This is a genomic window from Pseudomonas sp. Emmai, assembly GCF_055179735.1.
Window position 1 is genome coordinate 2,627,526 of record NZ_CM143685.1, and the last position, 22,729, is coordinate 2,650,254.

Consider the following 22,729-nt stretch of genomic DNA (forward strand, 5'->3'; position numbering starts at 1 on the left):
GCGCATTTGCACTTAGTTAGTGTGATTTTCGCAATAGTGAAGTGCGAAATCACAACATGCACTTGCGAATTCGCTGTAGGTGTTTGCGGAAGGTGTGTGGCCGGACAGCTGAGTGATCAGTCTCAGGAATTTAGGCCACTGCACACATCTGTCGAGATGGGAAAAATCGGTAGTGCCAGTCGGTAGTGCCAGGGTTGGCGGCATAGAACCTCAGCGTGGAGTCCAATCGGTCTGTCCAATAATTTCTCTCTCTGGGTACGAAAGCGGTATCGATAGCTGCACACGAAATGCACACGACTACGGTTATGGTAAATGAATACGGGCTTAGGCGATCCGATCCATCATCGGGGCGACGGAGAAGCGGCGGGAGAGTGGGGCGGGTGTGGCGGAGATTGGGGGCATTGGGAATCTGGTTTGGGTGAGGCTGGGAGGACAGGAGTTTATCAGGATTGGGGTTATTGGGCTTGGGCGCGTCTTGGGGGCTGGAGTGTATGTAAATAAATCAGTACTGGGTTTTCGACGCCACTGCTGTTGCCGGCAACGACTCAGTGCCAGCCGCCACCGCCTCCAGCTGCGTGGTTCATGGCGACACAAGAGCAAAAACTAACCCGGCGCATTCTCGACGAATTATCGGCATCACCGATGACGGCGACTGGGGGTTGATTGCGCTCGCGGCCTGTCAGGCCTACGTAAAGGAGGTTTCAAAGAAAAGGTAAGAGCCGACAACAGGCTTAGCGATAATGCCTTCAGCTCTCAAGCGCGGACTACTAGACCGCCGGAAGGAGCTTTTTACCAGTTAGGTCTAATCGAACACTAGAATTGCCGGCGACAGTCCCTGTGAGAGAAATTGTGCCTTTCTCGTAGTCAATCTCCCCAGTGGCTTCGAGAGTGTAGTTATCGATTCCTGTGACGCTAGTAGTTCCATCCTTCCACTTTGAGATCTGAAACGGTCCTGAGAATTTTCCTGAGGTGGCCGGTACGTGACCTTGATAGAGGAAATTATCATCCCCACCGTTAACAGATCCGTCCTTGATTACGACGACACCGGTTCCGTTATCTGGCAGGTTCGTTTTGAACTGTACTGCAAATATTCCGTTCGACATTTCTAAGCTCCTGTGTGATGGCCGCTTGATGCTAGGTCACCCATAGGAATTCGCAATGAAGACCGGAAACTCAATGAAATAACTCGTAAAAAAGAGCGGCCGGTCTGGATGCGTCAACATCCGGACCGACCGCCGTCCCTGCAGATTGGCCCTGCAAGTCCAGCCAAGGCTCTTACTCCGTGCACGAAGCGCGGCGAGCCTGGCACTTGTTTATCCATACAGTAAAGGTCTTGCTTACTATGTCTACACCTATCATCCCTTGGATGGGCGGCAAACGCCGCCTGGCCGACCGCCTCATTCCGCTTCTTCCGCCTCACGAATGCTACGTTGAAGTCTTTGCCGGCGGTGCCGCGCTGTACTTCATGCGACCCCAGGCTGCACCAGTTGAAGTCTTCAACGACATCAATGGCGACCTAGTCACGTTGTACCGCGTCGTGCAGAACCACCTGGAAGAATTCGTGCGTCAGTTCAAATGGGCGCTCAGTTCGCGTCAGGTGTTCGAGTGGCAGAAGGACCCGCCCCGAAACCCTCACCGACATCCAGCGCGCCGCGCGGTTCTTCTACCTGCAGCACCATGCCTTCGCCGGCAAGGTCAGCGGGCAGACGTTCGGTACCGCCACCACCGGCCCAGCGATCAACCTGCTGCGGATCGAGGAGAATCTGTCGGCCGCCTGGCAGCGTCTGTCTGGCACCTACGTCGAAAATCTCCCCTGGCTTGAATGCGCGGAACGGTATGACCGTGCTCATACCTTTCATTACATGGACCCGCCTTACTGGCAGACCGCCGGTTATGGGGTGGACTTTCCGTTTGAGAATTACGAGCGGATGGCCGACTTCATGCGCCGCTGCAAAGGCAAAGTGATGGTTAGCATCAACGACCATCCAGACATCCGCCGTGTGTTCGAGGGCTTCCACTTCGAGACACTGGACATCCGTTACTGCAATACCAATCAGCGCCAGGGCAAAGCCGAAGTTAGTGGCGAACTGGTGATCATGAACTGGGAGCCGGCGGCGCTGGGAGGGCTGTTTTAACGGGGCTCGTTTTGCGATGCGTTGGATCAGGGTGTCGCTTGGTGCGGGTCTAGAGGCATGGGGCTTTGTCGCGGGTGTTAATCGCTCAACAATATCCATCACGAACGTCGGCAATAAACCGCAACGTGTCAGCCTTGCGTTCGGCAGAGCAGTCAGCGCGTTTCACCAGCGTCACACACTTATCATAATCTTCAGCAACAAGAGTACGTAGCACGCTAGCGCAGAACAAAACTTCATCGTCGTAGTTGTCCTGCAGCGTTTGATACTGCGCCTTCAGTTCGGCAAAGCGCGCCTGCAGTTGTTGGTAGGTTTGTTCGGTCTGGCTCATGGCAGGGCCTATCGTTACTTGTGCTTGAGTCGCCCACTTAGCCTAGTCCAGCGGTCAGCGACGCGGGACTTTTTGTTCGATTCACTATGGGCATAGGTGACTATCTGGCTTTCCCCGCCCGTAAGCCATCCCTTGGTGCGTGGAGCTGCTCACCCGCCTTTGAAACCTGGTAAGCCCTGATCAGCACGCCACTCCTTCACAATCTGCGCCACGCCCTCGGGGGAGTTATCTGCTCCGGGCTCCGGATAGTAGATCAAGTCTGACCCCGCTGGGTGCTGGCTGATCTTCTGGAAATGCAGAAGAAGTAGGTCTGCACGATTATCGTTCTCGGCTTCTTCGTCTTCCTTGGCGAGTTCTTCCAGCAGCCCGATAAACTCCGCTTCGGTGTAATCATCAATTCTGCTTTTCACATTCACTCTCGCTCTTTGAATCCCGGCAAGCCATTTGCGGAGCGCCAAACTTTCAGAATCTGTACGATTTCTTCTGCCGTGTTCTCATCTTTATTTTCGGGATAGAAAATCAAGTCCGATCCTGCTGGATGGCCGATGATTTTTTTGAAATTAAAGATCAGTTTGTCTTCTGTGGCTTCGTCGTTAGAGCCGAATTTTATTTCATTAATGAATTCGATGAATTCAGCTTCTGTGTAGTCGGATAGCTTGCTCTTCAATTCCATTTATTTAGTGTAGCGCCACTGTGCCTAGCGCAGCGCCAGCAGCAACAACAACGCCTGATCCCTCCAGCAGACCCAGTGACAGCGATCCACCAAGACGTTTAGCAATTGAGCTACCAGAAGCAGACCCGCCCACCAGTTGCAGTAGGGTGCCTCGGGCGGTAATGGCGGCCCCTGTGGCGAGCACTGCCCACAGTCCATAGTCGGCCAGTTTCTCACCGGGCACGAACCCGGCTGGGTTGTTGTGATTGATTACACCGTCAGGAAGGTTGCAGCTCTTTGCAAACACACAGCCCATGGTTTCGGGGTTGTCTTCTGGCTGCGGTGCAAGGTCTTTGTATTCCGCCCAACGCTGGGCATTGATATCGACAGGCTCTACGCCGCTGTTGTTACTAGTCGAGTTGGGCAACGCTGATTTGGGCACATAACCGGACATGCAGCTTCCTTTCGTCCTTGGAGGTTCCCGGCCTGAGGCAGGGGCAGGGTGACGTTAACGGGAATTACAAGCGCTGGCTGTAGGGCAACTCCTGTTAGCGGTGCTGAATTCCCTGTTCCATGTCATTGCAGAGAGCGGATGGTAACCGCACTAGCATGAGGGTTTGAATGGTGGCCTTTTGCACACCCGCTGCCATCGTTACGAAAGTTGGCTTCTGGCTGATTGTGAGCGTACACACGCTGCTTTCGACCCAAAGCTATCGATCAGCAATGGCAGGATTCGGCCCAGAGTGTGTAAAAACGCCTCCGCGAACCTTTGCTATGATTTCTGAGGATTTCATCGCAAGGATCGCCCATGAAGCGCTTTATCCAAGGTGAACATCGAGGCCAAGGCACCTTACTTCCCGAGAGCCTCGACGACTACGTCAGCGATACCAATCCGGTGCGCGTAGTCGACGTCTTTGTCGACGAACTCGACCTGGTCAATCTGGGTTTTGAAGGTGTCATTCCAGCCGACACTGGCCGACCTGCTTACCATCCCTCGGTCTTGTTGAAGATCTACATCTACGGTTATCTCAACCGCATCCAGTCGAGCCGACGCCTGGAGCGAGAAGCCCAACGCAACGTCGAACTGATGTGGTTGACCGGACGTTTGATGCCGGATTTCAAGACCATCGCCAACTTCCGAAAGGACAACAGCAAGGCCATTCGAGGCGTCTGTCGCCAGTTCGTTGTGCTGTGTCAGCAGTTGGGATTATTCGGAGAAAATCTGGTCGCGATCGATGGCAGTAAGTTCAAAGCCGTCAACAACCGCGACCGCAATTTCACCAGCGCCAAACTGAAACGGCGCATGGAAGAAATTGAATCGAGTATCAATCGTTACCTGGCAGCACTCGATGCTGCCGATCGGCAAGAACCTCCATCTTCCGAGCCCAGTGCCGTGCGGCTGGAAGAGAAAATCGCCAAGCTCAAAACTCAAATGAAGGAGCTTCAGGCGATCGAAATCCAGCTCAATGAATCACCGGATAAACAGGTCTCACTGACCGATCCAGACAGCCGATCCATGATGACGCGCGGCACGGGAATTGTTGGCTATAACGTGCAGACAGCGGTCGACACGCAGCACCATTTGATCGTTGCGCATGAGGTGACCAACGTTGGTTCCGACCGCGATCAACTCAGCTCGATGGCTAAGCAAGCCCGCGAGGCGATGGCGTCAGAAACGTTGTCGGTAGTGGCGGACCGAGGTTACTTCAAAAGCGAACAAATCCTCGCTTGTCACGATGCCGGTATCACCGCCTATGTGCCCAAACCGATGACCTCTGGAGCCAAGGCTGACGGGCGTTTCAATAACGATGCCTTCATCTATGACGCGGCAAAAAACGAATACATTTGCCCGGCTGGCGAGGCGCTGGTCTGGCACTACTCCTACGTTGAAAAAGGCCTGAATTTGCATCGTTACTGGAGTTCGAAATGCCAGGGCTGCGCGTTGAAGTCGCAATGCACCCCGAGCACGGAACGACGAGTGCGACGCTGGGAGCATGAAGCTGTATTGGAGGAAATGCAGCTTCGGCTGAGCAAAGCACCGGAGATGATGCGCGTCCGAAAACGGACTGTTGAGCATCCCTTCGGGACGCTCAAACAATGGATGGGTGCAACGCACTTCCTGACACGAAAGCTGGCTGGGGTGAGCGCGGAGATGAGCTTGAATGTGCTCGCCTACAACTTGAAACGGGTCATGAAAATCATTGGTGCTAACGGTTTAATGAAGGCGCTGTCGGCATAAAAAGGCTGGCTTTGGCCCATCCCAGAGGCTGTAAAAACAGCGTTACGTGTTCTAGGTCGCGACCGATGCGACTCGAAGCATTGACCGTGCGATCGCTCAGCCAACGAACGTCAATGGCTCAAGACGATCAGGTTATGAGCGTTTTTACACACTCTGGGCCAATAGCTGCCGGTTCAGGACGCCGTGCCATCGTCTCTAACCGCAATCTCAAATTTTGCTGGAGCCGTTCACTTACGCGTCTGCTTAGAATGAATGGCGGACGGTCATGAGTATGCGCTTTTGGCTGTTCTCCGTTGGTTGTGACCGGCCACTTCTGGCCGATCGTTGCCTTTCGAAAAGGGCAGCTTTAGGTCGATATCAGCCCTCTGTGAACGTCTGCTTATCACTATTTTGCCTTGAGTGTTGCAACTGAAACTGTTGAGAAACCCCATACGGTTCTCATAGAGCACGAAGGTCAGTCACACCTCGTAATGGGCCTCATTTTAAGGCTTGGAGGTGTCTACGAAACCCGGGGGATTCAGTTTCACAAACTCACACCCGCTTCTTCCCTGTTTGTTCTGCCTGATAAACCTCTGCAAAAATTTCAGTGATTGAGCGCAGTGGTTTTTGCTTTTTTAGTTCTTTCACCCGTTTAGTCAGTCTGACCAAAACATCGCTTGGCTTTGCCCATTGCTCTTCAGGTAGTGGCTCGGACCAATCACGCATGGCTTGCGGCAATGCCTTGCGTCCGACTTTCGCAATGCGGCGAATTTCCCATTCGACGATTCGATTGGGTAACGTCCAGAATGTCATGAGGTGGTAGAGGTACCAGAAAAAGGCATAGACCCACCCAACTTCCTTTTCGCGAATCCGGCGGTGCAGGCGTGCCCGGGCATTGCGGAAAGTATGCATCCCTTCATGGGGTGGATCATCTGGACCTTGCAGGTCCATGGGGTCCTGAATGCTTTTTAGGTCGTGGACTTCGTATTCCATGTAGGCACGCACGGCCTCCCAATGGGCTATGGCAAGTGGCAGACCGCCACAAACGAATTCAACGCTGACCAACTGTCCCTCGTGATGGAACCCCATGCCCATGCCGTACTGTCGCCGAACACCATACTGGGTTGCGCCTTGCGCCTGAACCACCCAGGCGGAGAGCGATTCCCAAGGCACAAAAACCGGAGCTTCTGCGCCCGTGGGCATGAAGCAGACTTCACGGCGCTGACGGTTGAAGCGGGTCGGTGTGACTTGTGTGTACTTTTTATGATTGTAGAGCCACACGGCGAGGCCGATGCCCAGGCCGCCCAAATACATCCAGATAGCTGGTTCGCGAGTAGCTAAAAAGACGCCTTGCATCGCACCCCGAATGTCAGCCCGACCGTAGCCGAAGCTTGCACCAAAGAGTGCGATGATAATCGGGCCACCTAAGACCATTAAGAGCGCAGCGGTAAAAGGACCACCCAGTGTCATCTGCCATGAAAACACTTGTGGTTTGCCGCCGCCGAAATCCAGATACGTATCGTTGAGATCGCTTACATAAGGGCTGTGTGGGGATGCGTCGGTGGGCAGCGGCAATGGTGCCAAAAACGTCGTGTTGCCAGAGGGGAACCGCTCGATGTCTCCTGCACGGTGCAATTGCCTTGCCGCTGGATCTATCGGATCGATATCAAGGTTTTTGGACATGCGAAGCAAATTCCATCATCAGGGGTTCTACCTGGAGCAGAGGCGCTTGAGGGGGAGGTGGGACTCGATCAACTGAAGGGAAGGCGCCAATTCCTCTTGGATCAAGACGGATATAGTGTGTTTTCTGTTGAGGCTCTCCGCTGGAACTGGTGCTTTGAACAGCCACGAAGAAAATAAATCTTTCCCGTTTACCTTCGTTTATCTTGCGCCTGATTCATTTAACGCGATTTCCTGCCAAAGAATGCTAAGAAAACTAAACATGTCCTCTATAGTCTCACTTTAGTCTTCTGTTTACCATTTCATCTCGGCTTCTGAAAATATCGCGCCTGCTGGTAGTAGTGAGCGCAGGGTGTCTAGATATTTATCAAATAGTTCGTTGGGCAGTTTAGCCTCGAACCCAACCATAAATTCAGTCTCTCGCGCTAAGATGATTTTTCGTTTTCTGTCTACTGTTACAAATTTATATCTACTCCATTCGGCTGATGTCTCGATCTGCGGTGTGTTAGTCCACTGTATAAAAAATCTCGCCGCGACTACCGCCATGCCTGTTGGTCCGGCAAGCAATAAAATCAAAGATTGTTCAAATACAGCTAGGCCAATAATAAAAACAAGAAATAATATAGAGATGCTTTTAAATAATGTCCCAGCTGCTTTTGGGAAGTGGAGTTTCGACTCTACGACGCCAAATGAGTCTGAGATGGTGTAGCGGTAAATTGTTTTTTGTCGAACCACTAGTGTCCATAAGTAGATAGACATTAATGTCATTACGGTGCCGAAGCGAAGACTTAGAAATACAGACTGCTCATTTTCAAGCAAGTGTAAAAAATAGTTTTCATAAGCGCCATTGGCAATCGCAATTAATCCAGTCAGCGTCATTATGGATATGCCAATATCCATGCACAAAGTATCGCTAGGTAAGGCTTTTATTGTCCATTCCATTAGTGTTTTTTGATTTTTTTTATCAACGGACTCATGGAGGGTTACATTGTCATCAGTTTTCATTGTTTTTGCGGCTTACGTCATTCGTGAATAGGAAGTACGGCTGCATTTTCACGGCCACCAAGTTCTTGCACCACTAAACTACTTTTGTCCAATGCGCTAATTCGAGTATCTTTTTGATCTTTCACGCCTTCTTCTGAAAGCTCTAACTGATAGCGGTAACCTCTGTTGCCCTCGCCAGTCGCTAGGGTTTCGGTAGGGTACCAGATTTGCACTTCGATATTCTGAGCTTCCTTGGTAAGAGGAACCCAAGTCTGCCATATAAGAGGGCTCATCTTCGGTTGGTAAAGAAGGCGCAGCATTATGGCGAATGTTAGGTTTTTGACGTGTGCTCGGTGTTATTCCGAATGAGCCGGCTTGGACAATTTCTCCATTATTCAAGAGCAGTGACTCTAATTCGTCATTTAATTTTGCCACTGGGAGTATATAAAAAGGTCTATGGCTGGAAACTAAATTCATTCTAACAAGAGATCCTCTTTGTTTTGCGGGGAAGTATATCTGTACCCAGGCGCCGTCTTGAAGGTAATATTCCGTTTGCCCAATGGATGGACTATACCGATATGCTTTGATAAACGTAGGCTTTACAAATAAGGATGGGCTCATTTGAATTTCTAATAAAGACCTGTTTTCTTCATTTTTATCATTTATTTTTTCACTGGGTGTTTTGCTCCAGGTAGATTTGTACAGCCAATTTTCAATTGCATCTCGTTTTAGATAATTTAGTGTAACAGTTGCTAATAGGTACACAATCCCAGCGATTAACGCAGCCGCGGCAAACCACGGATTCATGGCGAGTGCTATTAATTTCGCGCTTCCCAGCAAGCCAGAGATACCTGCAATTAACTGGAATAGGCCGATCACAGCCATAGATGCAACTGCCACCTGTTTTACCACAAGCGTCGCTCGCTCATCGCTATTTGTCGTACCTTCCAGATCGTCTTGTATATCCCAATATTCAAAGCCTGTCGCTAGCAACGAAAATGCACCAAGTCCAATAAGACGTCCGCTGAAACCTCGAATTATTTTTCCCCAGTCTTGCCTCTGCGAAGTGGGGCTTTCCCAAAATAAGAAAGTAAATCTGTCCCGGTTACCTGAAAAAAAGAATTTCCCGGGCTGCAGTTAAGGCTGGTTATGTCCCAGCAAGTTTTACAGTTAGAGCCTCAATCGCAATGATAAATTCAATGTAAGCACCAATTGCACCACCGATGGTTCTCAACTCACCCTTCGCCCGTATGTTTTGCTCTTTACTTTGAAATTCCACATCCACGTTCCAAATCTCAATCAACTACACCCCCGACGGAAAAAATGGCGTGAATTTAGTTTGCTAAAACAATAGATCTGCCCATTTTTTAATCAACGTACTTCACATGATTTGCCATCAGGTTGGTGCGGCTGAAGGTGTCGATAGCATCAATTCGCTTTAGCATTTCCTTAACTTTAATCTTAAAAGTTTCGTCATCCATATCAATCCAATATCGGGGCGCACGACCGATTACCTGATCATGATTAGCTGTTGTTGGATCTAAATGGCGGTGAGACTCATAAAGGGGAAGGTCGGGAAGTGGACGATTAACATCCATGAAGTTTTGAAAGAAATCCCATAAGGCACAGGGGCGTTGTGTTGTGTTGTCGGGTGTAATCAAACTGTTGAAGTTTATGCGGATGTCTCGATAGCGATGTAATAAATAAAGTCCATTCATAGGTAGCCCCTGGCGGTCAGGGCTAGTGAAAATATAAGCATCAAATTCGTGGAACGGAGCAGTTTTTATTTTGGCTGTTTCGTTGTTTTTGAGCTTTTTGTATTCAAATACGGTCACTGTTCCAGTACGTCGATTTAGTTCCCAAAGTGGGCCTTTGGGTGGGCGAAACCAGAAGTGTGGAAAGTAACTGATCACAGTGTTTCCAATAACCCAGCAAAAAAGAGGTATACCTAGAGTCCAAGAAAAAAAACCACTCATGGCTTCTGTGAAAAGTTCCATCCAAGAGCGTTCTAGTGATAGTGCTCCAATAAAAAAAACGAGGACGGTGATAGGGAGCAGGACTATGAAACTCCACTTTCCTCCGGCTTGCATGAATAACCAGAACTGAGAGCGAAACGGTAGCTGAGCGAATCGGAAGCATTCGTGATCATATTTCTGGTGAAGCTCTACTCCTTCAAAGGGAGCGGGCACATAAGAACCTCTCCTTCGTTTTTCTTCTTGTTCTTTTTTTAGGTGTTCGTTGAAACGTAAATCGCTTGGCGTTGGATCTTCCATTATGCTTTCTGGGGCAACATCCTGAGACGCTCCCCAAGGTAAGCGAATTCCCGAAAAAGCATTCATTCCAATTCGCTTTACTGAATCAGCTTGGTTTGGAATCCGATTTGGGCGATAGGCGTCAGGTGCATAATAAGGTTTGATTTCGATAGAGTGGCTCATTATGAGGCACCTTGTGGGTCATGGTCCGCCCAAAAGGGCCGATTAGTTTTATTAAAATCCGCCTTGGAGTAAGTTGGATCATATTGGGTTGGATCTTTAATGGCCGGTGCAGGGAAATAACGGGTTTCACCTTTTCCCTGAAGACTAAATTGCGCTCGAACCGCCCAGCTATATCGACTCGTACTGTAACTCAAGGCAATAGAAGGTGAAAGGGGGGTTGAGAAGTATAACTCAAGAGCATCATTGTACAACCGTTGTGCTCTTGCCTCTGTAGAATTACTGGCTACCTTTGCAACAATACGAGAGGGGCTGCCTTTTATGCTAGTGTAGATTATAAGTTCCGCGAGGCGACACTCAGCTTTAATACTGATACTACCTGTGCTAGCGATCAACCCAGGTAGAAGGCTCTCAAGTCGGACCAATGTGTCAGAGCTACGTACCTCGTATGTTACTTCGTTGTTCACGTCTAAAGTTGCCCCTGGTTGGTAGGCAGGATTACGACAGACTGTGATGTTAATTCCTGCTAGCAGACCGATAAGGCGATAGAAGGCTTCTTTTGGATCTTTTAGATGTTGAGATGCGGTTCCTCCCCCAACACCAAATGGGCCGTTAGTCAGCCAGTCTTCTAGGGGTGTACTACTTAACCATAGCACCAAGCCTGCACCTATCCCAATTAAAAGCAGAGACAACCAACCTAATGGATGCAGATTTAATAACGGAGTCGCTGTCAGTAGGCCGGCGGTAACTCCCGCCAATGCGCCTCCCGCCATAAGTAAATATCCATACATAGCTTGATCATTCCATTGCCAAGCATACCAGGCGTCATAGATGTTTAGGACTGCGAAAACAAGACCTGCGACACTTTGAGTTAGTAGTCGCGTGAACGAGCCCCATGAAAGACAGGACACCGTTTCCCCCTTACGATAAGGGATAGGCAAACGGTTATGTTTATGACTAATAGCAACGACAAGAGTGGGGAGCTTTTGGGGCAGGAGCGGCGGCGCCGCTGGAGCCCAGAGCAAAAGCTGGCCATGGTTCGCGAGAGCCTTGAGCCAGGACAAAGTGTGTCGGTGGTCGCTCGACGCAACGGCATCAATGCCAACCAGTTATTCCTGTGGCGCAAGCTGTATCAGGACGGCAGCCTGTCGGCGGTCAGTGCAGGCGAAGCCGTGGTGCCGGCCTCCGAGCTGAGCGATGCGCTCAAGCAGATCCGTGAACTGCAACGGATGCTGGGCAAGAAAACGATGGAAGCAGAAATTCTCAAAGAGGCCGTGGAGATCGCCCGATCGCGAAAATGGATTGCGCACTCACCCTTGTTGCCGGGGGACGACCAGTGAAGCTGGTCAGCGAATGTCTCGGTGTGGCGCGCTCGCAATTAACGGTTCAAATCAAGCAATCGGTATCGCCCAAAGTACGGCGAAGCAGGCCTGTGGACGATACTGCGCTGGTGGTCGAAATCCAGCAACAGGTCAGCGAGCTGCCCAGCTATGGCTACCGTCGGGTCTGGGGATTGCTGCGTCGTGCACGTGAAAAGCGGTCGCTGCCCGCGATCAACGTGAAGCGGGTTTACCGGGTCATGCGTGATCACAATTTGCTGCTTGAACGCCGGATCAAACAGCCCGGCGTGCCGCGTCGGCACGAAGGCCGTATTGCCGTGGAAACCAGCGATACGCGTTGGTGCTCGGACGGCTTTGAGTTCCGTTGCGAGGACGGCGCCAAACTGAGCGTGACCTTCGCCCTAGACTGCTGTGATCGCGAAGTGATCGGCTGGGTCGCGAGCCCGACCGGGTACAGCGGCGATGACATCCGCGACTTGATGCTGGAAAGTGTGGAGAAGTGCTTCGGTGATCAACGGCCTGCAACGCCGGTGCAGTGGCTCAGCGATAACGGTTCGGCCTACACCGCCGAACAGACGCGCCTGTTTGCTCGACAGATCGGCTTGCAGCCGGTGACCACCCCGGTGCGTAGCCCACAGAGTAATGGCATGGCCGAGAGTTTCGTGAAGACGATCAAGCGTGATTACGTGGCGCACATGCCCAAGCCGGATCGAGAAACGGCGCTGCGTAACTTGGCAATTGCCTTCGAGCACTACAACGAGCAGCATCCACACAGCGCCTTGAACTATCGCTCTCCGAGGGAGTTCAGGCGCTTAGCGGCAGCATCAATTTAACGGGGAGTTGGTGTCCGGTTTTGTAGGGGCAAGTCCACCGACGCAAGACTGACCCAACTCCAATCGGCAGAAATACAGCACAGGAAATGGTTCGCGAGGAATCCGACTGGGTCAGTGGCATCTCGGTAACTGGGTCAATTCAGCATCGGCGCCAACAGATGTAGGCAATGTAGGTATTGATTTTCTCTTGCAGCAACAGCAGGTGTTCACCTTGTTGGACCTTGTCTCCCCATTGGAGGTGGTCACTGATAACCAGAATTACATTTTCGGGTTCCCACTTTGGTGCGGCAATAATATCCACTACTTTCGTTTATAAAATGGACATGTCTGCTTTCTCAGAGGGGTGAGTCAGGTCGAAGGATGAATCGTCCCCGTTTCGTAATCCACTCTTTGCGGTGGCTGCCGGTGGCGTGCTCATGCGTTGTCCTTGGTATGTCCTGCTACTCACCATCAAGCTAATTCTTGAACCGTCTGCGCGGCTAATTCGGCTTCACGTTTTGCGATGGCTTCTTCCAGTTCTGGAGATCTCTTGGCCCACTGCTCGGGCGGCAGTGGTTTGGACCATTCGATGATGTCGGGGTATAGCAGGTCAGGCGGGTAAGACAATTTAAAGTTCTGCAATTTTTCCGCGAAATAGGTCCCCAAAATCGTAATGCAGAATATCCCCCATACAACACCTATCAGGTCACCCTTACGCAGGTCGATGATGAGCGATCCGATTTGCGTTTTCTCGTATGGGGCGATGCCTACTCGGCTATCAGGTACGGCGTTCGGCCCTATTTCCATGTAACTACGTGTGCACTCCCACAACGCCATGGCCGTGGTGCCGCCGCCACAGTTGAAACCGAATGAAAAATGTTTGTTGTCTTCTTTGGCCTGCGGGTCTGGGTTTTCGAAGCCGATAATCAACAAGCCCATGGTGGCTTTACCGGCTTGGCTCACCGAGGATTGTTGCGTGGCTGCTGCCGTGACGCTTTCCCAAGGCACAATCCAGTATTCACCATTCTCTCGCGGCACGCACACTTCACGGCGCTGCCGATTGAAGCGCACGGGTAAGGGGACGTCGCGGAATAGGCCCTGAACAATAAAGAGTGCGGGCACACCAATAATGATTCCCCCTACAATCAAGATCATTGCAGGTTTTGGAGTGATGTACCCCATCAGCGCAAGTACCACTACCATCGGCCATAGCACCATCACAGCCGAACCGATGCTGTAATTACCAATGTCGAGAAAAACATTGTTTTTACGCCAGATGGTGTTAAGCACATCGCAGGGTTTTTCACCGGTGGGGATGGGCAGCGGCGCCAAATAATCGTTGTGCGAAAACAAGCGTTTTTTTGTGGTGCCTGCCGGTGGCGTGCTCATTTCTGTTCCTTGGGTTGCAGGTAAATCGACCCGGGTTGCTGATCGCCGAGCGGATAGCTTGACACACGATCCAGTTCAGGTGTCGGATCGTCCCGCAGGGCAATCACCCCTGCGTTATTGCTCAGTGTAAAGGCCACCCCACGTGTACCACCGACAAAACTATCGCCGCCCAGCATCGCAATCAATGGCGTGCGATACCGCAACCGCAGGGACAGCTTGCTCGGCGGTGTACTGAAGACGTTCGATAGGGACTTGAAGGGACCACTCAGGCGCAAGCCCTGACCCTCCTGGAACGGTATCCACGTGCAGGTGCTGGTTTTCAGCCAGAACGGCGACAGATCGCGCCATGGGCGCGGTGGTTTGTAGGCGGAGTACGGGCTGTTTTGGAGTTCAGACGAGTCTGGGCGCGAAGCGCACGGGTGTAATTAAATAAGTCGCGTTATTTCTATTAGATAAGCCGTTTCCATTGTGTATGCATATTGGCCCGCTCAATCACGATCAAACGCCCCGAATGTTCGGGGCGAGTATGGGAATTGCTAACCGCTATTTTGCGGCTTTCTTACCCGACAGATTAGGTCGCGGCGAAACCGCCTTCACCACATCATCAATGATCGCTTTACCCATCGCCGTCAAATAGTGCGCGGCCCAGGCGTGACGGTCGGTGTCTCTTTCGAAAGCGGCGTCCTGTGCGAGCGCCTTTGCGAGGAACAGCAGGTCAGACGCCTTTGACAATGCTTCATCTACGGGTACGTCAGCGCTGACGTGGAACATTGCTAGGTCTGAGCCAGAGCAGTAAATGCAGGGGGTAAAGCCGAGGGTTTTTGCTTCTGTTGGTTCGGTCATTTGTCACCTCCGGTGAAGGGGAGGCTGTGAGAAAGGTCGAGCGTTGGGTCATTGTGCAATTCGAAGTTGCGTCGAAGGGCAAAGCTGAAGTGATACGGAATTACGCTGTGCATTGGTCGAACTCCTTGACATGAGGAGCTGCCACTTTCGTTTCCAAGCGAATGGGTGGCAGCTGTGCGCAGGTTGGAAAACCGGGAGTCAAGGAGACCGGCACGCCCGAAGGCGTCCCACGCACAACCGCCATAACACAAGTTCGTAGGCGTAAAGCCGCCATGAAGTGTGAAGGGCGAGCTGTTGCGTGACTCGTCGGGTTTCCAAGCCCGGTCGCTGAATATGCAGCGACGTCAGGAGATTATCCCGTCGACGAGATGGCCAACAAGGAGGTCGCCAGCCCAAAAGCACAGCAAACGAACCCGCCTTACGCAACTCTAGGAGTTTGCCTACAACTTCTTCGAGAGTCACCCAGATATTCTGATCACCGTGCAACACAACATCTGAACACCAGGCACGCAAAGGCTACTCAGGTCGCTAGATTAATCCCCCCCAGGCGCCCGCCGGATATTTTGGATTTTCGGCTAGTCAGAGGACTCACCCTTGAGCGTAATGAATTACCAAGGCTACGCCGCTCGAATTGAATACAGCGACGAAGACGGCCTGTTCATTGGCCACATCGCGGGTATCAAAGATGTCGTCGGGTTTCATGGCGAGTCAGTTCGCGAGCTTCGAGAGGCCTTTGAAGAGGCTGTCATCGATTATCTGGACACGTGCGCCAAGCTCGGGCGGGAACCACAGAAGCCCTATTCGGGAAAGCTCAGCCTGCGTTTAGCCCCGGCTCTCCACGCTACGGTCGCCGTAAAAGCTCAGTTGGCCCATAAAAGTATCAACCAGTGGGTTGCTGATGTGCTTGATCGTGAGGCGCACGCCTGACGGCATCGGCACTTTTAATGGAAGCGGTTTCGACCCTGTAACGAAAATGGGCGACCATCAATCGTCGCCCATTTTTCGCATATAGAGAACCTGGCGCTGAGTCTTACTTCTTACTACACCCCTCAACATCCCCCTGCGTCTTCAACTCCGTCTCAATCCCCAACCGATATTTACAATAATCAATAATTAACCCCCGCTGCTCTTCCGTCAGCCGTTCCACTTTTCGAGTGTCACCGTCATTGGCATGAATGTTATGGAACTTGATTTGCAAAGTAGGGTGTTTCTTGATGAAGGGAATGGTTTCTACGTCGGCGTCTTCCAGGGCGTTGTAGTAGCCGATGTTCAGCACGCCCAGCAAAATCAGCAGGGCAACAGCGATCAGTTTTTTCATCCTTGAATCCTTGTGAACATGTTTTTTTGATGTGACATCCAGACCGATGCCGTCATTCGTAGTGATGCTCAACTTCCATTCCGATGCCGACGCCTTCCAGCACCTCTGTCACGCGGGCGATGAAGTATTCCGCTTGTTCTGGGAGTTCGTATTTGGCGATCAGGCGAATGGTGGGGGACTTGCCGAGGGCGCCGGGGATTTCGGTGTAGATTTCGCCGCTTTCGATGAAGGCGACGTACGTATTGATCTTCTCTTGCAGCAGCAACAGATGCTCGCCTTCCTCGGCTTTGTTGCCCCATTCCAGGTGGTCGGTGATGGCCAGCACAACCTGTGGCTTCTCTTTAGGTATTCCCCAGAAATCAATGACGTGGGCATCGGTGATAGACATGCCTGTTCCTTCAGGTGAGTCGTGGGATTTCAGTGGGGGCTTTTAACACAGCGTGAAAAAAGGTGCTCCGTGTGGGCACCTTTTCTTGGTTCGAAGACCGCGAGAATCGACTTGAAACGAGCAACCCAACTCAGCGAGTTGTTTTCGGCCCGGAGGCATCCGCCATCGTTCCACTCCCGCAATTCACAAACGAAGACGTCTTCAGCCAGCGCTGATCCGGGTAATAAGAAAACAACAACTGCCCGTTCTTCATCGAATCAATCAACCGATGGGCAATCGCCGGTCGCACTGCGGGGCATCCGAGGCTGCGACCGATCCGGCCGTTGGCCCGGGCGAGGACGGGGCTGACGTACGGCGCGCCGTGAATCACGATCGCCCGTTCGAAGGCGTTGTCGTTAAACCCGGGTTCCAAGCCTTCCATGCGCAGCGAATAGCCGTTTTGCCCGACATAACTGGCCTGGGTGCGGTATAAGCCAAGGCTGGTGGCGAAGCTTTCGTTCTGGTTGGAGAAGTTGACGGCCATGTTTTCGCCGCTGTTGCGGCCATGGGCGACGAGTTCATGGAACAGCAGTTTGCGCTTCTTTAAATCGAAGACCCACAGGCGTTGTTCGGTCGAAGGCAGCGAGTAATCGATGACGGCGAGCCTCTGGACCGGGGCCGCGCCGCGGGCAATGCTGCACTGGGAGGCGCGTACGGCCAGCCCGATGACTTTGGCGTTAGCGCCAGGGGCCGCTTTGGCGAGGGCGGCCGCGAGAGAATCGGCGTACGCTGCTGGTATGGACGTTAACGTCAGCAGCAGGGCCGAGCATAGAAAGCCAAAGCGGTTTAGCGCCATAGAGATGTCTCATCAAGTTATTTCGAGTTTAGCAGGGCAAACGACAAGTGCTGAACGCACGAGATTAAGGATTATCCATGAGGCAACTATCAAGGTTATTCGTCATAAGCCGCATCTTTTTTATGGGCTTTCTGATCAGCGGCACGGCCTTCGGTGAAACTTCGCCGATTGTGGAGCAAACTTCGCCGATCAGCATGATCGAGGCGATACCCGACGATAACGTCGCCCAAGTGATACACGCGACGCTGGAGCCGATGATATCGGCGTTCCCACCGCTGCAGACCCGGCCGCGTCACCAGCGCATCGACGTCAATCGGGTGGTCCTGGATTTTTATACCCATCGGCAATTCCGTGCGGCCTGGACAAATCCCGACGATGTCACGCAGCTGTTGAAAAACCTCAACGACACACAAGTCGATGGATTGGAACCGACGGATTTTCGCGGTGATGATTTGGCCATGGCTCAGGCATCGATGCAGAACACGACGCCCACACCGGAACAGCAAGCAGCCTTCGATCTCGCGGCCACCCGCACTTACCTCACGGCATTGCTGCAGTTGCGTCGGGGCAAGGTTGATCCGGCGCGTCTGGACATGCATTGGAACTTCGATATTTCCGGCGCTGATCCCCGGGACGACGTGAATAAGTTCTTCATCGCACTGGATACGCATGATGTGGCCAGTGCCTTCGCGCAAGCGCCACCGCAAGAGGCGGTATATGTCGGTTTGCGGCAAGCCTTGGCGCAGTTGCGCACGATTCGTGACAGAGGCGGTTGGCCTAAAGTTTCCGAAGGGCAATCGCTCAAGCCGGGGATGGACGGCCCCGCTGTTGCGCAGTTGCGCGCGCGGTTGGCGGCAGGGGGTTATCTGGACTCCCGACACAGTAAAAATAATGACTACGACGATGCCGTGATGGCCGCCGTGAAGAAGTACCAGATCGAGCAATACCTGGGCGCGGATGGCGTGGCCGGGGCGGCGACCCTTGCTGCGTTGAACGTGCCGGTGCAGGCGCGTATCGATCAGGTGCGGGTCAATATGGAGCGGGCGCGCTGGCTGCTTTATAAGCTGCAAGGCACGTTCGTTATTGTCGATATTGCCGGTTATAAAGTGGCGCTGTACCGCGACGGCCAGCCGATCTGGCGCTCCCGGGTGCAGGTCGGTAAACCGTTTCGCAGTACGCCGATCTTTCAGGCCGAGATTACTTACGTCACGTTCAACCCCACCTGGACCGTACCGCCGACGATTCTGAAAGAAGACATGTTGCCGAAAATTCTCAGTAACCCGAATTACCTCAGCGCCAACCGCATCCGTCCGCTGGATCGGGAAGGCAACATGCTCGATCCGGCGACGATCGACTGGAGTAATCCACGGGGTATCACCTTGCGCCAGGACGCGGGGCCGGAAAACTCCCTGGGCCAGGTGGTCATCCGTTTCCCCAATGACTATGCGATTTACCTGCACGACACGCCGCACCGCGAGCTGTTTGCGAAGAACGTCCGGGCCACCAGTTCGGGCTGTATTCGCGTGGAAAACCCGCTGCAGTTGGTGGAGTTGCTGTTCAACGACCCAGTGCGCTGGAACAGCGCCGGGATTCAAAAGCAACTGGCCAATGGCAAGACCGAAAACATCCGCTTGCCGGTAAAAGTGCCGGTGCTGCTGGCGTACTGGACGGTGGACATGGGCAGCAATGGCCGGGTGGCGTTTAAACCGGATGTGTATGGCTACGACAGTCCGGTGTTGAAGGCACTCAATTCGCCCGGGAAGTTGCCGGCGCTGGATTTGCAGGCGGCGGCGGGGCCGGGCCGGCCTTAATGATCATCCCTGTAGGCCGGGCTCATTGCGTCTTGCCTACAGGGGAGTGCGCGGGGTTTACGTTTGAATAAACGTTATCCGAATCAGCGCGGATAGGCATCTATGTAAGTAACAACATCGCCTACCGTCTCGATTTTTTCAGCTTTGTCATTTGGAATTTGAATACCGAATTCTTCTTCAAAAGCCATCAAAAGTTGTACGTTGTCCAATGAGTGACCGCCAAGATCGCTAATTGCTGTGTCGGGAGTTACATCAGATTCCTTTACCCCTAAAATTTGGATGAGGAGTGTTTTTACTGTTGTAAATGTGTTACTCATTTTGGTTGCCTCGAATTTGAAAAAAACGCGTGTTTTTACGTTTCTACTCTTTTTGGGGGCGGCGTTTTCGCGACTGCCCGGATCAAGTCAAGCGCGGTTGGAAGTGAGCGTTGCTTACTTCTCAATCTTGGATAAAAGCGTTTCACCCTTTGAAATGACGCCCAGCTCCTGAAGGACGTAGTTGACGGCATGCAGCATTTCAATGTCTTCAAAGGTTTGTCTTTTAGTTAAAACTCGTCGCAATGGCAGCAGGATTTTCAGTGCGCCAACGGCGGCATCATCATGAGCGGCATCTTCATTGATGATTATATTGGCCTTGGCGTTTATTTGTTTTTCGATGAGTTTGTTTAACTCGTCCCTGGTTATGGTGTTATTCCTCGAAAAGGGTATCTTGAGGTTTTACGTTAGTATGTTTGGTGTTTCTGATCTACTGTCATGTTTGACAGTTTTTTAGAGATAATCCGAATAGCGAAATTGAATTTTTGACATAACGATAAAAACCGGAAAAAAGAGTAAAGCCGTCTGCTACATGGGCGAGAATCGGGTCGTTAGCTCATGCCCCTTTTTTGAACAAATGAGCAAGTGCCTCCAGCTCTCCTTTCTCCACATCCGAAACCATCACAAACCGCATGTGATTCTCTTCCCACGACACCACGTTAAAACCTCGAATCGACCGCGTCTGCGGCGGTTTATCCGCCTCGGTCGTCGGCAGGATAAACACGTTAATGATGTGTTTAGCCCGCCCATAGCTCAGCGCCGCAGTGGTCTGGTGTTGCAGATAATCCAGCCGCCCACCCAACAACGGAAACCCCTGCGCCGCGTAATCGAATACCGGTGGCGAGAAGTCGAGTTTGCCGGTGAACCAGGGCTTCACGGTGTGCCGGTCGGACGAAACTACATCGTTTAAATGTTCGCCCATCAGCGAGCGGACATGGCTGGAAACTGCTTCGTCCATCAACGGTTGTTCGCTGCCAGGCGTCGCCACGAAAAGCGCCACCGCCAAGGCCAGCGCGGCTGCTGAAAACGCAGGCGCGAACCAGTTTCGCCAGCGTTCGATCATGCTGATCCTGGGCGCAACAGGGGCAAACACACTGGCCGTCAACGACGCCGGCGCCGAGTAATACGGTGCATGCCGCTTCACGCTGACCATCAGCAATCGCGCCTCATCCAGCAACCGCACACACTCGGCGCACGAGGCCAGATGCCCGGCCACTTTCGCCGTCATTGCCGAATCAAGTTCCTTGTCCAGATAACCCTGTATCAGCGTCTGGCAAGCCGTGCAGTCGAGTTCATTCATGATCGTGCAACTTTAATAGTTCGAGTTTGAGCATGGCGCGGGCGCGGGCCAGCCTCGACATGACAGTGCCGATGGGGATGTCGGCTACCAGGGCGATGTCCTTGTAGGGCATGTCTTCGAGTTCCTTCAGAATGATGACCTCGCGAAACGCCGGGGGCAGGGCACTCAGGGCTTGCTGGATCAGCGCCGAGTTTTCCGTGTGGATGGCCAGCAGTTCCGGGGTTTGGCCGTGACTCAACGCGGCGTCGTCTTCGGGGAGTTCATCGCCGATGGCGACCCAGTGGTGGCCAGCCGAAGCCTTGAGCCAGGTGTAGCTTTCGTTGCGCACGATGGTCAGGAACCAGGCCTTGGCGTTGCCATCGGCGAAGCGGTGCAGGAACCGAAAAGCCCGCAGCGCACTTTCCTGCACGACATCGCGCGCGGCGCTGTCGTTGCCGGTGAGCCAGCGCGCGAGGTTGTACGCCGCGTCCATGTGGGGCGCAAACAGTTCCTCAAATCGCTTCATAGTGGTTTCCGCACTTTCCCACCCTATAACTGTGAGGCGCCGGGTTTTATTCCCGGAAAAAAACATATTTTTCGACGTGGAATAAAGATCGGTCCCACAAGGTTGTACCTCGTGTCAGCTACATCACTGTAGTCCGCCAGCGAGGGCATACCGATGGACATTCAAGCAAAACATCAACGCCGCACCGACGGTCCACTGAGCGTCGACCGCCGAACGCTGCTCAAGTGCTCGGCGTGGGCCGGGGCCGGTGTGCTCTGGGCCTTGAGCGGCGGCATTCCGCGAGCCTTTGCACTGGACAGCTCCGGCAATGTCAGCGACCCCAAGGCGTTGGCCAGTACCTTCCACTTTGTGCAGATCAGCGACTCGCACATCGGCTTCAACAAGGAAGCCAACCCGGAACCGGTGAAGACCTTGCAAGTGGCCATCGACAAGGTCATCGCGCTGCCAAAACGGCCGTCGCTGATCCTGCACACCGGCGACATCACCCACCTGTCCAAGGCCGAAGAATTCGACACCGCCGCACAACTGCTCAAGGGCCTGCCGTCGACGATTCATTACGTACCGGGCGAGCACGACACCCTCGACGAGGGCGGCGGCAAGCTCTACCTGGAGCGCTATGGCAAGGGCACCAAAGGCAATGGCTGGTACAGCTTCGACGACCACGGCGTGCATTTCATCGCGTTGGTCAATGTCTTCAATTTCCAGGCCGGGCGAGAAGCGAACCTCGGCGCCGATCAACTGGCCTGGCTGGCCGATGACTTGCGCGCCGTGAGCACCAGCACGCCGATCGTGGTGTTTACCCATATTCCGTTGTGGACGATTTATCAGCCGTGGGGCTGGGGCACCGAAGATGGCGACCAGGCGATTGCGATGCTGCGCAAGTACGGCTCGGTGACGGTGCTGAATGGGCATATCCATCAGGTCATCCAGAAGGTCGAAGGCAACATCACCTTCCACACCGCTCGCGGTACGGCTTATCCACAACCCGCGCCGGGTGCGGCGCCATCACCGGGGCCGATGACGGTGGCGGCGGATCAACTGCGCAATTACCTGGGCCTTACCGATGTGCGTGCGACACAGGGCGAGCATCCGCTGGCGCTGATTGATTCAACTTTGGTTTAGGGGAGGGTGCTCAGATGAAAACGCGACTGTTGGCCGTGGTCTGCCTGCTGCTGTCGATGCCGGTGTGGGCACAGGACGTGAAAATCGATATCAAGGAATTCATGTTCGGCCCCAAGGATTTGACCGTGGCCGTCGGCACCAAAGTGACGTGGGTGAACGATGATCAGATCCCGCACACCGTGGCGGAAACCCACAAGGCGTTTCGCTCGGGCGCGCTGGATACCAATGACAGCTTTTCCTGGGTGTTCAACACGCCGGGGGAGTTCGAGTATTTCTGCGCGCTGCATCCGCAGATGATCGGCAAGATTGTGGTCAGCCAATAA

The 22,729-nt window shown here is 53.0% G+C and carries 25 protein-coding genes and 4 pseudogenes; 8 read left to right on the forward strand and 21 right to left on the reverse strand.

All coding sequences use genetic code 11. From position 1 onward, the window contains the following. Nucleotides 1-512 precede the first annotated feature (512 nt). Nucleotides 513-716: pseudogene (locus ACY4LX_RS11935) on the forward strand (lysis protein); the annotation flags it as partial. Nucleotides 717-767: 51 nt separating this feature from the next. On the opposite strand, the gene ACY4LX_RS11940 reads toward ACY4LX_RS11935, so the two are convergent. Then, nucleotides 768-1,103: a GrlR family regulatory protein gene (locus ACY4LX_RS11940; RefSeq protein ID WP_463260007.1), complete on the reverse strand. Its 336-nt coding sequence runs from the start codon at nucleotides 1,101-1,103 to the stop codon at nucleotides 768-770. 239 nt (nucleotides 1,104-1,342) lie between these two features. Here ACY4LX_RS11940 and ACY4LX_RS11945 point away from each other — a divergent pair. Beyond that, nucleotides 1,343-2,135, forward strand: a pseudogene (locus tag ACY4LX_RS11945) (DNA adenine methylase). 85 nt (nucleotides 2,136-2,220) lie between these two features. On the opposite strand, the gene ACY4LX_RS11950 reads toward ACY4LX_RS11945, so the two are convergent. The 4 genes and pseudogenes from ACY4LX_RS11950 to ACY4LX_RS11965 all read right to left on the reverse strand — a co-directional run. Continuing rightward, nucleotides 2,221-2,463 carry a hypothetical protein gene (locus tag ACY4LX_RS11950; protein ID WP_463260008.1) on the reverse strand — a complete coding sequence of 81 codons (243 nt, stop codon included), beginning with the start codon at nucleotides 2,461-2,463 and terminating at the stop codon, nucleotides 2,221-2,223. A 149-nt stretch (nucleotides 2,464-2,612) separates the two neighbouring features. After that, nucleotides 2,613-2,873, reverse strand: a complete 261-nt coding sequence (locus ACY4LX_RS11955; RefSeq protein WP_463260584.1) for a bacteriocin immunity protein — start codon at nucleotides 2,871-2,873, stop codon at nucleotides 2,613-2,615. 2 nt (nucleotides 2,874-2,875) lie between these two features. Further along, nucleotides 2,876-3,136, reverse strand: a complete 261-nt coding sequence (locus tag ACY4LX_RS11960) for a bacteriocin immunity protein (RefSeq protein WP_463260009.1) — start codon at nucleotides 3,134-3,136, stop codon at nucleotides 2,876-2,878. A gap of 10 nt (nucleotides 3,137-3,146) precedes the next feature. Beyond that, nucleotides 3,147-3,569, reverse strand: a pseudogene (locus ACY4LX_RS11965) (S-type pyocin domain-containing protein); the annotation flags it as partial. 354 nt (nucleotides 3,570-3,923) lie between these two features. Here ACY4LX_RS11965 and ACY4LX_RS11970 point away from each other — a divergent pair. Then, complete coding sequence (locus ACY4LX_RS11970) at nucleotides 3,924-5,354, forward strand: IS1182 family transposase (protein ID WP_463260010.1); 1,431 nt, start codon at nucleotides 3,924-3,926, stop codon at nucleotides 5,352-5,354. A 531-nt stretch (nucleotides 5,355-5,885) separates the two neighbouring features. Here ACY4LX_RS11970 and ACY4LX_RS11975 read toward each other — a convergent pair. The 6 genes from ACY4LX_RS11975 to ACY4LX_RS12000 all read right to left on the reverse strand — a co-directional run bounded on the left by ACY4LX_RS11975 (nucleotide 5,886) and on the right by ACY4LX_RS12000 (nucleotide 11,220). Then, complete coding sequence (locus ACY4LX_RS11975; RefSeq protein WP_463260011.1) at nucleotides 5,886-7,016, reverse strand: hypothetical protein; 1,131 nt, start codon at nucleotides 7,014-7,016, stop codon at nucleotides 5,886-5,888. A gap of 291 nt (nucleotides 7,017-7,307) precedes the next feature. Next, nucleotides 7,308-8,018, reverse strand: a complete 711-nt coding sequence (locus ACY4LX_RS11980) for a hypothetical protein (RefSeq protein WP_463260012.1) — start codon at nucleotides 8,016-8,018, stop codon at nucleotides 7,308-7,310. 96 nt (nucleotides 8,019-8,114) lie between these two features. Next, complete coding sequence (locus ACY4LX_RS11985; protein ID WP_463260013.1) at nucleotides 8,115-8,990, reverse strand: hypothetical protein; 876 nt, start codon at nucleotides 8,988-8,990, stop codon at nucleotides 8,115-8,117. 154 nt (nucleotides 8,991-9,144) lie between these two features. Next, nucleotides 9,145-9,276 (reverse strand): hypothetical protein, encoded by a 132-nt coding sequence (locus ACY4LX_RS11990; protein ID WP_256672256.1) that lies wholly within the window; start codon nucleotides 9,274-9,276, stop codon nucleotides 9,145-9,147. Nucleotides 9,277-9,364: 88 nt separating this feature from the next. Next, on the reverse strand, nucleotides 9,365-10,270 hold the full coding sequence (locus tag ACY4LX_RS11995; protein WP_463260585.1) for a hypothetical protein: 906 nt from the start codon (nucleotides 10,268-10,270) through the stop codon (nucleotides 9,365-9,367). Nucleotides 10,271-10,431: 161 nt separating this feature from the next. Continuing rightward, a complete protein-coding gene (locus tag ACY4LX_RS12000; RefSeq protein ID WP_463260014.1) occupies nucleotides 10,432-11,220 on the reverse strand; it encodes a hypothetical protein in 789 nt (262 codons plus the stop codon). A gap of 162 nt (nucleotides 11,221-11,382) precedes the next feature. Here ACY4LX_RS12000 and ACY4LX_RS12005 point away from each other — a divergent pair. Further along, a protein-coding gene (locus ACY4LX_RS12005) for an IS3 family transposase (protein ID WP_463260015.1) occupies nucleotides 11,383-12,602 on the forward strand; the annotation gives its coding sequence in 2 pieces (ribosomal slippage) (nucleotides 11,383-11,728 and nucleotides 11,728-12,602; 1,221 coding nt in all). Nucleotides 12,603-12,759: 157 nt separating this feature from the next. On the opposite strand, the pseudogene ACY4LX_RS12010 reads toward ACY4LX_RS12005, so the two are convergent. The 4 genes and pseudogenes from ACY4LX_RS12010 to ACY4LX_RS12025 form a co-directional block, all read right to left on the reverse strand. Further along, a pseudogene (locus tag ACY4LX_RS12010) lies at nucleotides 12,760-12,903 on the reverse strand (DUF6572 domain-containing protein); the annotation flags it as partial. Between the two features lie 149 nt (nucleotides 12,904-13,052). Then, nucleotides 13,053-13,970, reverse strand: coding sequence for a hypothetical protein (locus ACY4LX_RS12015; RefSeq protein ID WP_463260016.1), 918 nt, complete (start codon nucleotides 13,968-13,970; stop codon nucleotides 13,053-13,055). After that, nucleotides 13,967-14,245 carry a hypothetical protein gene (locus ACY4LX_RS12020; protein WP_463260017.1) on the reverse strand — a complete coding sequence of 93 codons (279 nt, stop codon included), beginning with the start codon at nucleotides 14,243-14,245 and terminating at the stop codon, nucleotides 13,967-13,969. Before ACY4LX_RS12020 ends, ACY4LX_RS12015 begins: the two co-directional genes overlap by 4 nt. A gap of 268 nt (nucleotides 14,246-14,513) precedes the next feature. Beyond that, on the reverse strand, nucleotides 14,514-14,813 hold the full coding sequence (locus ACY4LX_RS12025; protein WP_463260018.1) for a DUF3077 domain-containing protein: 300 nt from the start codon (nucleotides 14,811-14,813) through the stop codon (nucleotides 14,514-14,516). 594 nt (nucleotides 14,814-15,407) lie between these two features. Here ACY4LX_RS12025 and ACY4LX_RS12030 point away from each other — a divergent pair. After that, entirely contained in the window at nucleotides 15,408-15,740 is a 333-nt protein-coding gene (locus tag ACY4LX_RS12030; RefSeq protein ID WP_463260019.1) for a type II toxin-antitoxin system HicB family antitoxin, read from the forward strand. A gap of 103 nt (nucleotides 15,741-15,843) precedes the next feature. Here the strand turns inward: ACY4LX_RS12030 and ACY4LX_RS12035 are convergent, their stop codons facing one another. The 3 genes from ACY4LX_RS12035 to ACY4LX_RS12045 all read right to left on the reverse strand — a co-directional run bounded on the left by ACY4LX_RS12035 (nucleotide 15,844) and on the right by ACY4LX_RS12045 (nucleotide 17,354). Next, nucleotides 15,844-16,131 carry a hypothetical protein gene (locus ACY4LX_RS12035; RefSeq protein ID WP_463260020.1) on the reverse strand — a complete coding sequence of 96 codons (288 nt, stop codon included), beginning with the start codon at nucleotides 16,129-16,131 and terminating at the stop codon, nucleotides 15,844-15,846. A 52-nt stretch (nucleotides 16,132-16,183) separates the two neighbouring features. Then, nucleotides 16,184-16,519: a DUF6572 domain-containing protein gene (locus ACY4LX_RS12040; protein WP_463260021.1), complete on the reverse strand. Its 336-nt coding sequence runs from the start codon at nucleotides 16,517-16,519 to the stop codon at nucleotides 16,184-16,186. 130 nt (nucleotides 16,520-16,649) lie between these two features. Then, the gene (locus ACY4LX_RS12045) at nucleotides 16,650-17,354 is read right to left on the reverse strand and encodes a murein L,D-transpeptidase catalytic domain family protein (protein WP_463260022.1); all 705 of its coding nucleotides are present in this window, start codon (nucleotides 17,352-17,354) and stop codon (nucleotides 16,650-16,652) included. Nucleotides 17,355-17,431: 77 nt separating this feature from the next. Here ACY4LX_RS12045 and ACY4LX_RS12050 point away from each other — a divergent pair, with 77 nt between their 5' ends. Next, on the forward strand, nucleotides 17,432-19,165 hold the full coding sequence (locus ACY4LX_RS12050) for a L,D-transpeptidase family protein (RefSeq protein WP_463260023.1): 1,734 nt from the start codon (nucleotides 17,432-17,434) through the stop codon (nucleotides 19,163-19,165). 83 nt (nucleotides 19,166-19,248) lie between these two features. Here ACY4LX_RS12050 and acpP read toward each other — a convergent pair whose 3' ends face one another. The 3 genes from acpP to ACY4LX_RS12065 form a co-directional block, all read right to left on the reverse strand. After that, the gene (gene acpP / locus ACY4LX_RS12055; RefSeq protein WP_463260024.1) at nucleotides 19,249-19,482 is read right to left on the reverse strand and encodes an acyl carrier protein; all 234 of its coding nucleotides are present in this window, start codon (nucleotides 19,480-19,482) and stop codon (nucleotides 19,249-19,251) included. Nucleotides 19,483-20,035: 553 nt separating this feature from the next. Continuing rightward, nucleotides 20,036-20,779: an anti-sigma factor family protein gene (locus ACY4LX_RS12060; protein ID WP_463260025.1), complete on the reverse strand. Its 744-nt coding sequence runs from the start codon at nucleotides 20,777-20,779 to the stop codon at nucleotides 20,036-20,038. Continuing rightward, nucleotides 20,772-21,284: a sigma-70 family RNA polymerase sigma factor gene (locus ACY4LX_RS12065; protein ID WP_149658935.1), complete on the reverse strand. Its 513-nt coding sequence runs from the start codon at nucleotides 21,282-21,284 to the stop codon at nucleotides 20,772-20,774. Before ACY4LX_RS12065 ends, ACY4LX_RS12060 begins: the two co-directional genes overlap by 8 nt. 153 nt (nucleotides 21,285-21,437) lie before the next feature. On the opposite strand from ACY4LX_RS12065, the gene ACY4LX_RS12070 reads away from it, so the two are divergent. Together ACY4LX_RS12070 and ACY4LX_RS12075 are read left to right on the forward strand one after the other, a co-directional pair. After that, nucleotides 21,438-22,406, forward strand: coding sequence for a metallophosphoesterase family protein (locus tag ACY4LX_RS12070; RefSeq protein ID WP_463260026.1), 969 nt, complete (start codon nucleotides 21,438-21,440; stop codon nucleotides 22,404-22,406). A gap of 14 nt (nucleotides 22,407-22,420) precedes the next feature. Further along, a complete protein-coding gene (locus tag ACY4LX_RS12075) occupies nucleotides 22,421-22,729 on the forward strand; it encodes a cupredoxin domain-containing protein (protein WP_149658933.1) in 309 nt (102 codons plus the stop codon).

Bases quoted from the DNA above. Each gene is read 5' to 3' on its own strand.
- ACY4LX_RS11940 (WP_463260007.1), bottom strand. From the start codon at position 1,103: ATGTCGAACGGAATATTTGCAGTACAGTTCAAAACGAACCTGCCAGAT.
- ACY4LX_RS11950 (WP_463260008.1), bottom strand. From the start codon at position 2,463: ATGAGCCAGACCGAACAAACCTACCAACAACTGCAGGCGCGCTTTGCC.
- ACY4LX_RS11960 (WP_463260009.1), bottom strand. From the start codon at position 3,136: ATGGAATTGAAGAGCAAGCTATCCGACTACACAGAAGCTGAATTCATC.
- ACY4LX_RS11970 (WP_463260010.1), top strand. From the start codon at position 3,924: ATGAAGCGCTTTATCCAAGGTGAACATCGAGGCCAAGGCACCTTACTT.
- ACY4LX_RS11975 (WP_463260011.1), bottom strand. From the start codon at position 7,016: ATGTCCAAAAACCTTGATATCGATCCGATAGATCCAGCGGCAAGGCAA.
- ACY4LX_RS11980 (WP_463260012.1), bottom strand. From the start codon at position 8,018: ATGAAAACTGATGACAATGTAACCCTCCATGAGTCCGTTGATAAAAAA.
- ACY4LX_RS11995 (WP_463260585.1), bottom strand. From the start codon at position 10,270: ATGGAAGATCCAACGCCAAGCGATTTACGTTTCAACGAACACCTAAAA.
- ACY4LX_RS12000 (WP_463260014.1), bottom strand. From the start codon at position 11,220: ATGTATGGATATTTACTTATGGCGGGAGGCGCATTGGCGGGAGTTACC.
- ACY4LX_RS12015 (WP_463260016.1), bottom strand. From the start codon at position 13,970: ATGAGCACGCCACCGGCAGGCACCACAAAAAAACGCTTGTTTTCGCAC.
- ACY4LX_RS12025 (WP_463260018.1), bottom strand. From the start codon at position 14,813: ATGACCGAACCAACAGAAGCAAAAACCCTCGGCTTTACCCCCTGCATT.
- ACY4LX_RS12035 (WP_463260020.1), bottom strand. From the start codon at position 16,131: ATGAAAAAACTGATCGCTGTTGCCCTGCTGATTTTGCTGGGCGTGCTG.
- ACY4LX_RS12040 (WP_463260021.1), bottom strand. From the start codon at position 16,519: ATGTCTATCACCGATGCCCACGTCATTGATTTCTGGGGAATACCTAAA.
- ACY4LX_RS12045 (WP_463260022.1), bottom strand. From the start codon at position 17,354: ATGGCGCTAAACCGCTTTGGCTTTCTATGCTCGGCCCTGCTGCTGACG.
- ACY4LX_RS12050 (WP_463260023.1), top strand. From the start codon at position 17,432: ATGAGGCAACTATCAAGGTTATTCGTCATAAGCCGCATCTTTTTTATG.
- acpP (WP_463260024.1), bottom strand. From the start codon at position 19,482: ATGAGTAACACATTTACAACAGTAAAAACACTCCTCATCCAAATTTTA.
- ACY4LX_RS12060 (WP_463260025.1), bottom strand. From the start codon at position 20,779: ATGAATGAACTCGACTGCACGGCTTGCCAGACGCTGATACAGGGTTAT.
- ACY4LX_RS12065 (WP_149658935.1), bottom strand. From the start codon at position 21,284: ATGAAGCGATTTGAGGAACTGTTTGCGCCCCACATGGACGCGGCGTAC.
- ACY4LX_RS12070 (WP_463260026.1), top strand. From the start codon at position 21,438: ATGGACATTCAAGCAAAACATCAACGCCGCACCGACGGTCCACTGAGC.
- ACY4LX_RS12075 (WP_149658933.1), top strand. From the start codon at position 22,421: ATGAAAACGCGACTGTTGGCCGTGGTCTGCCTGCTGCTGTCGATGCCG.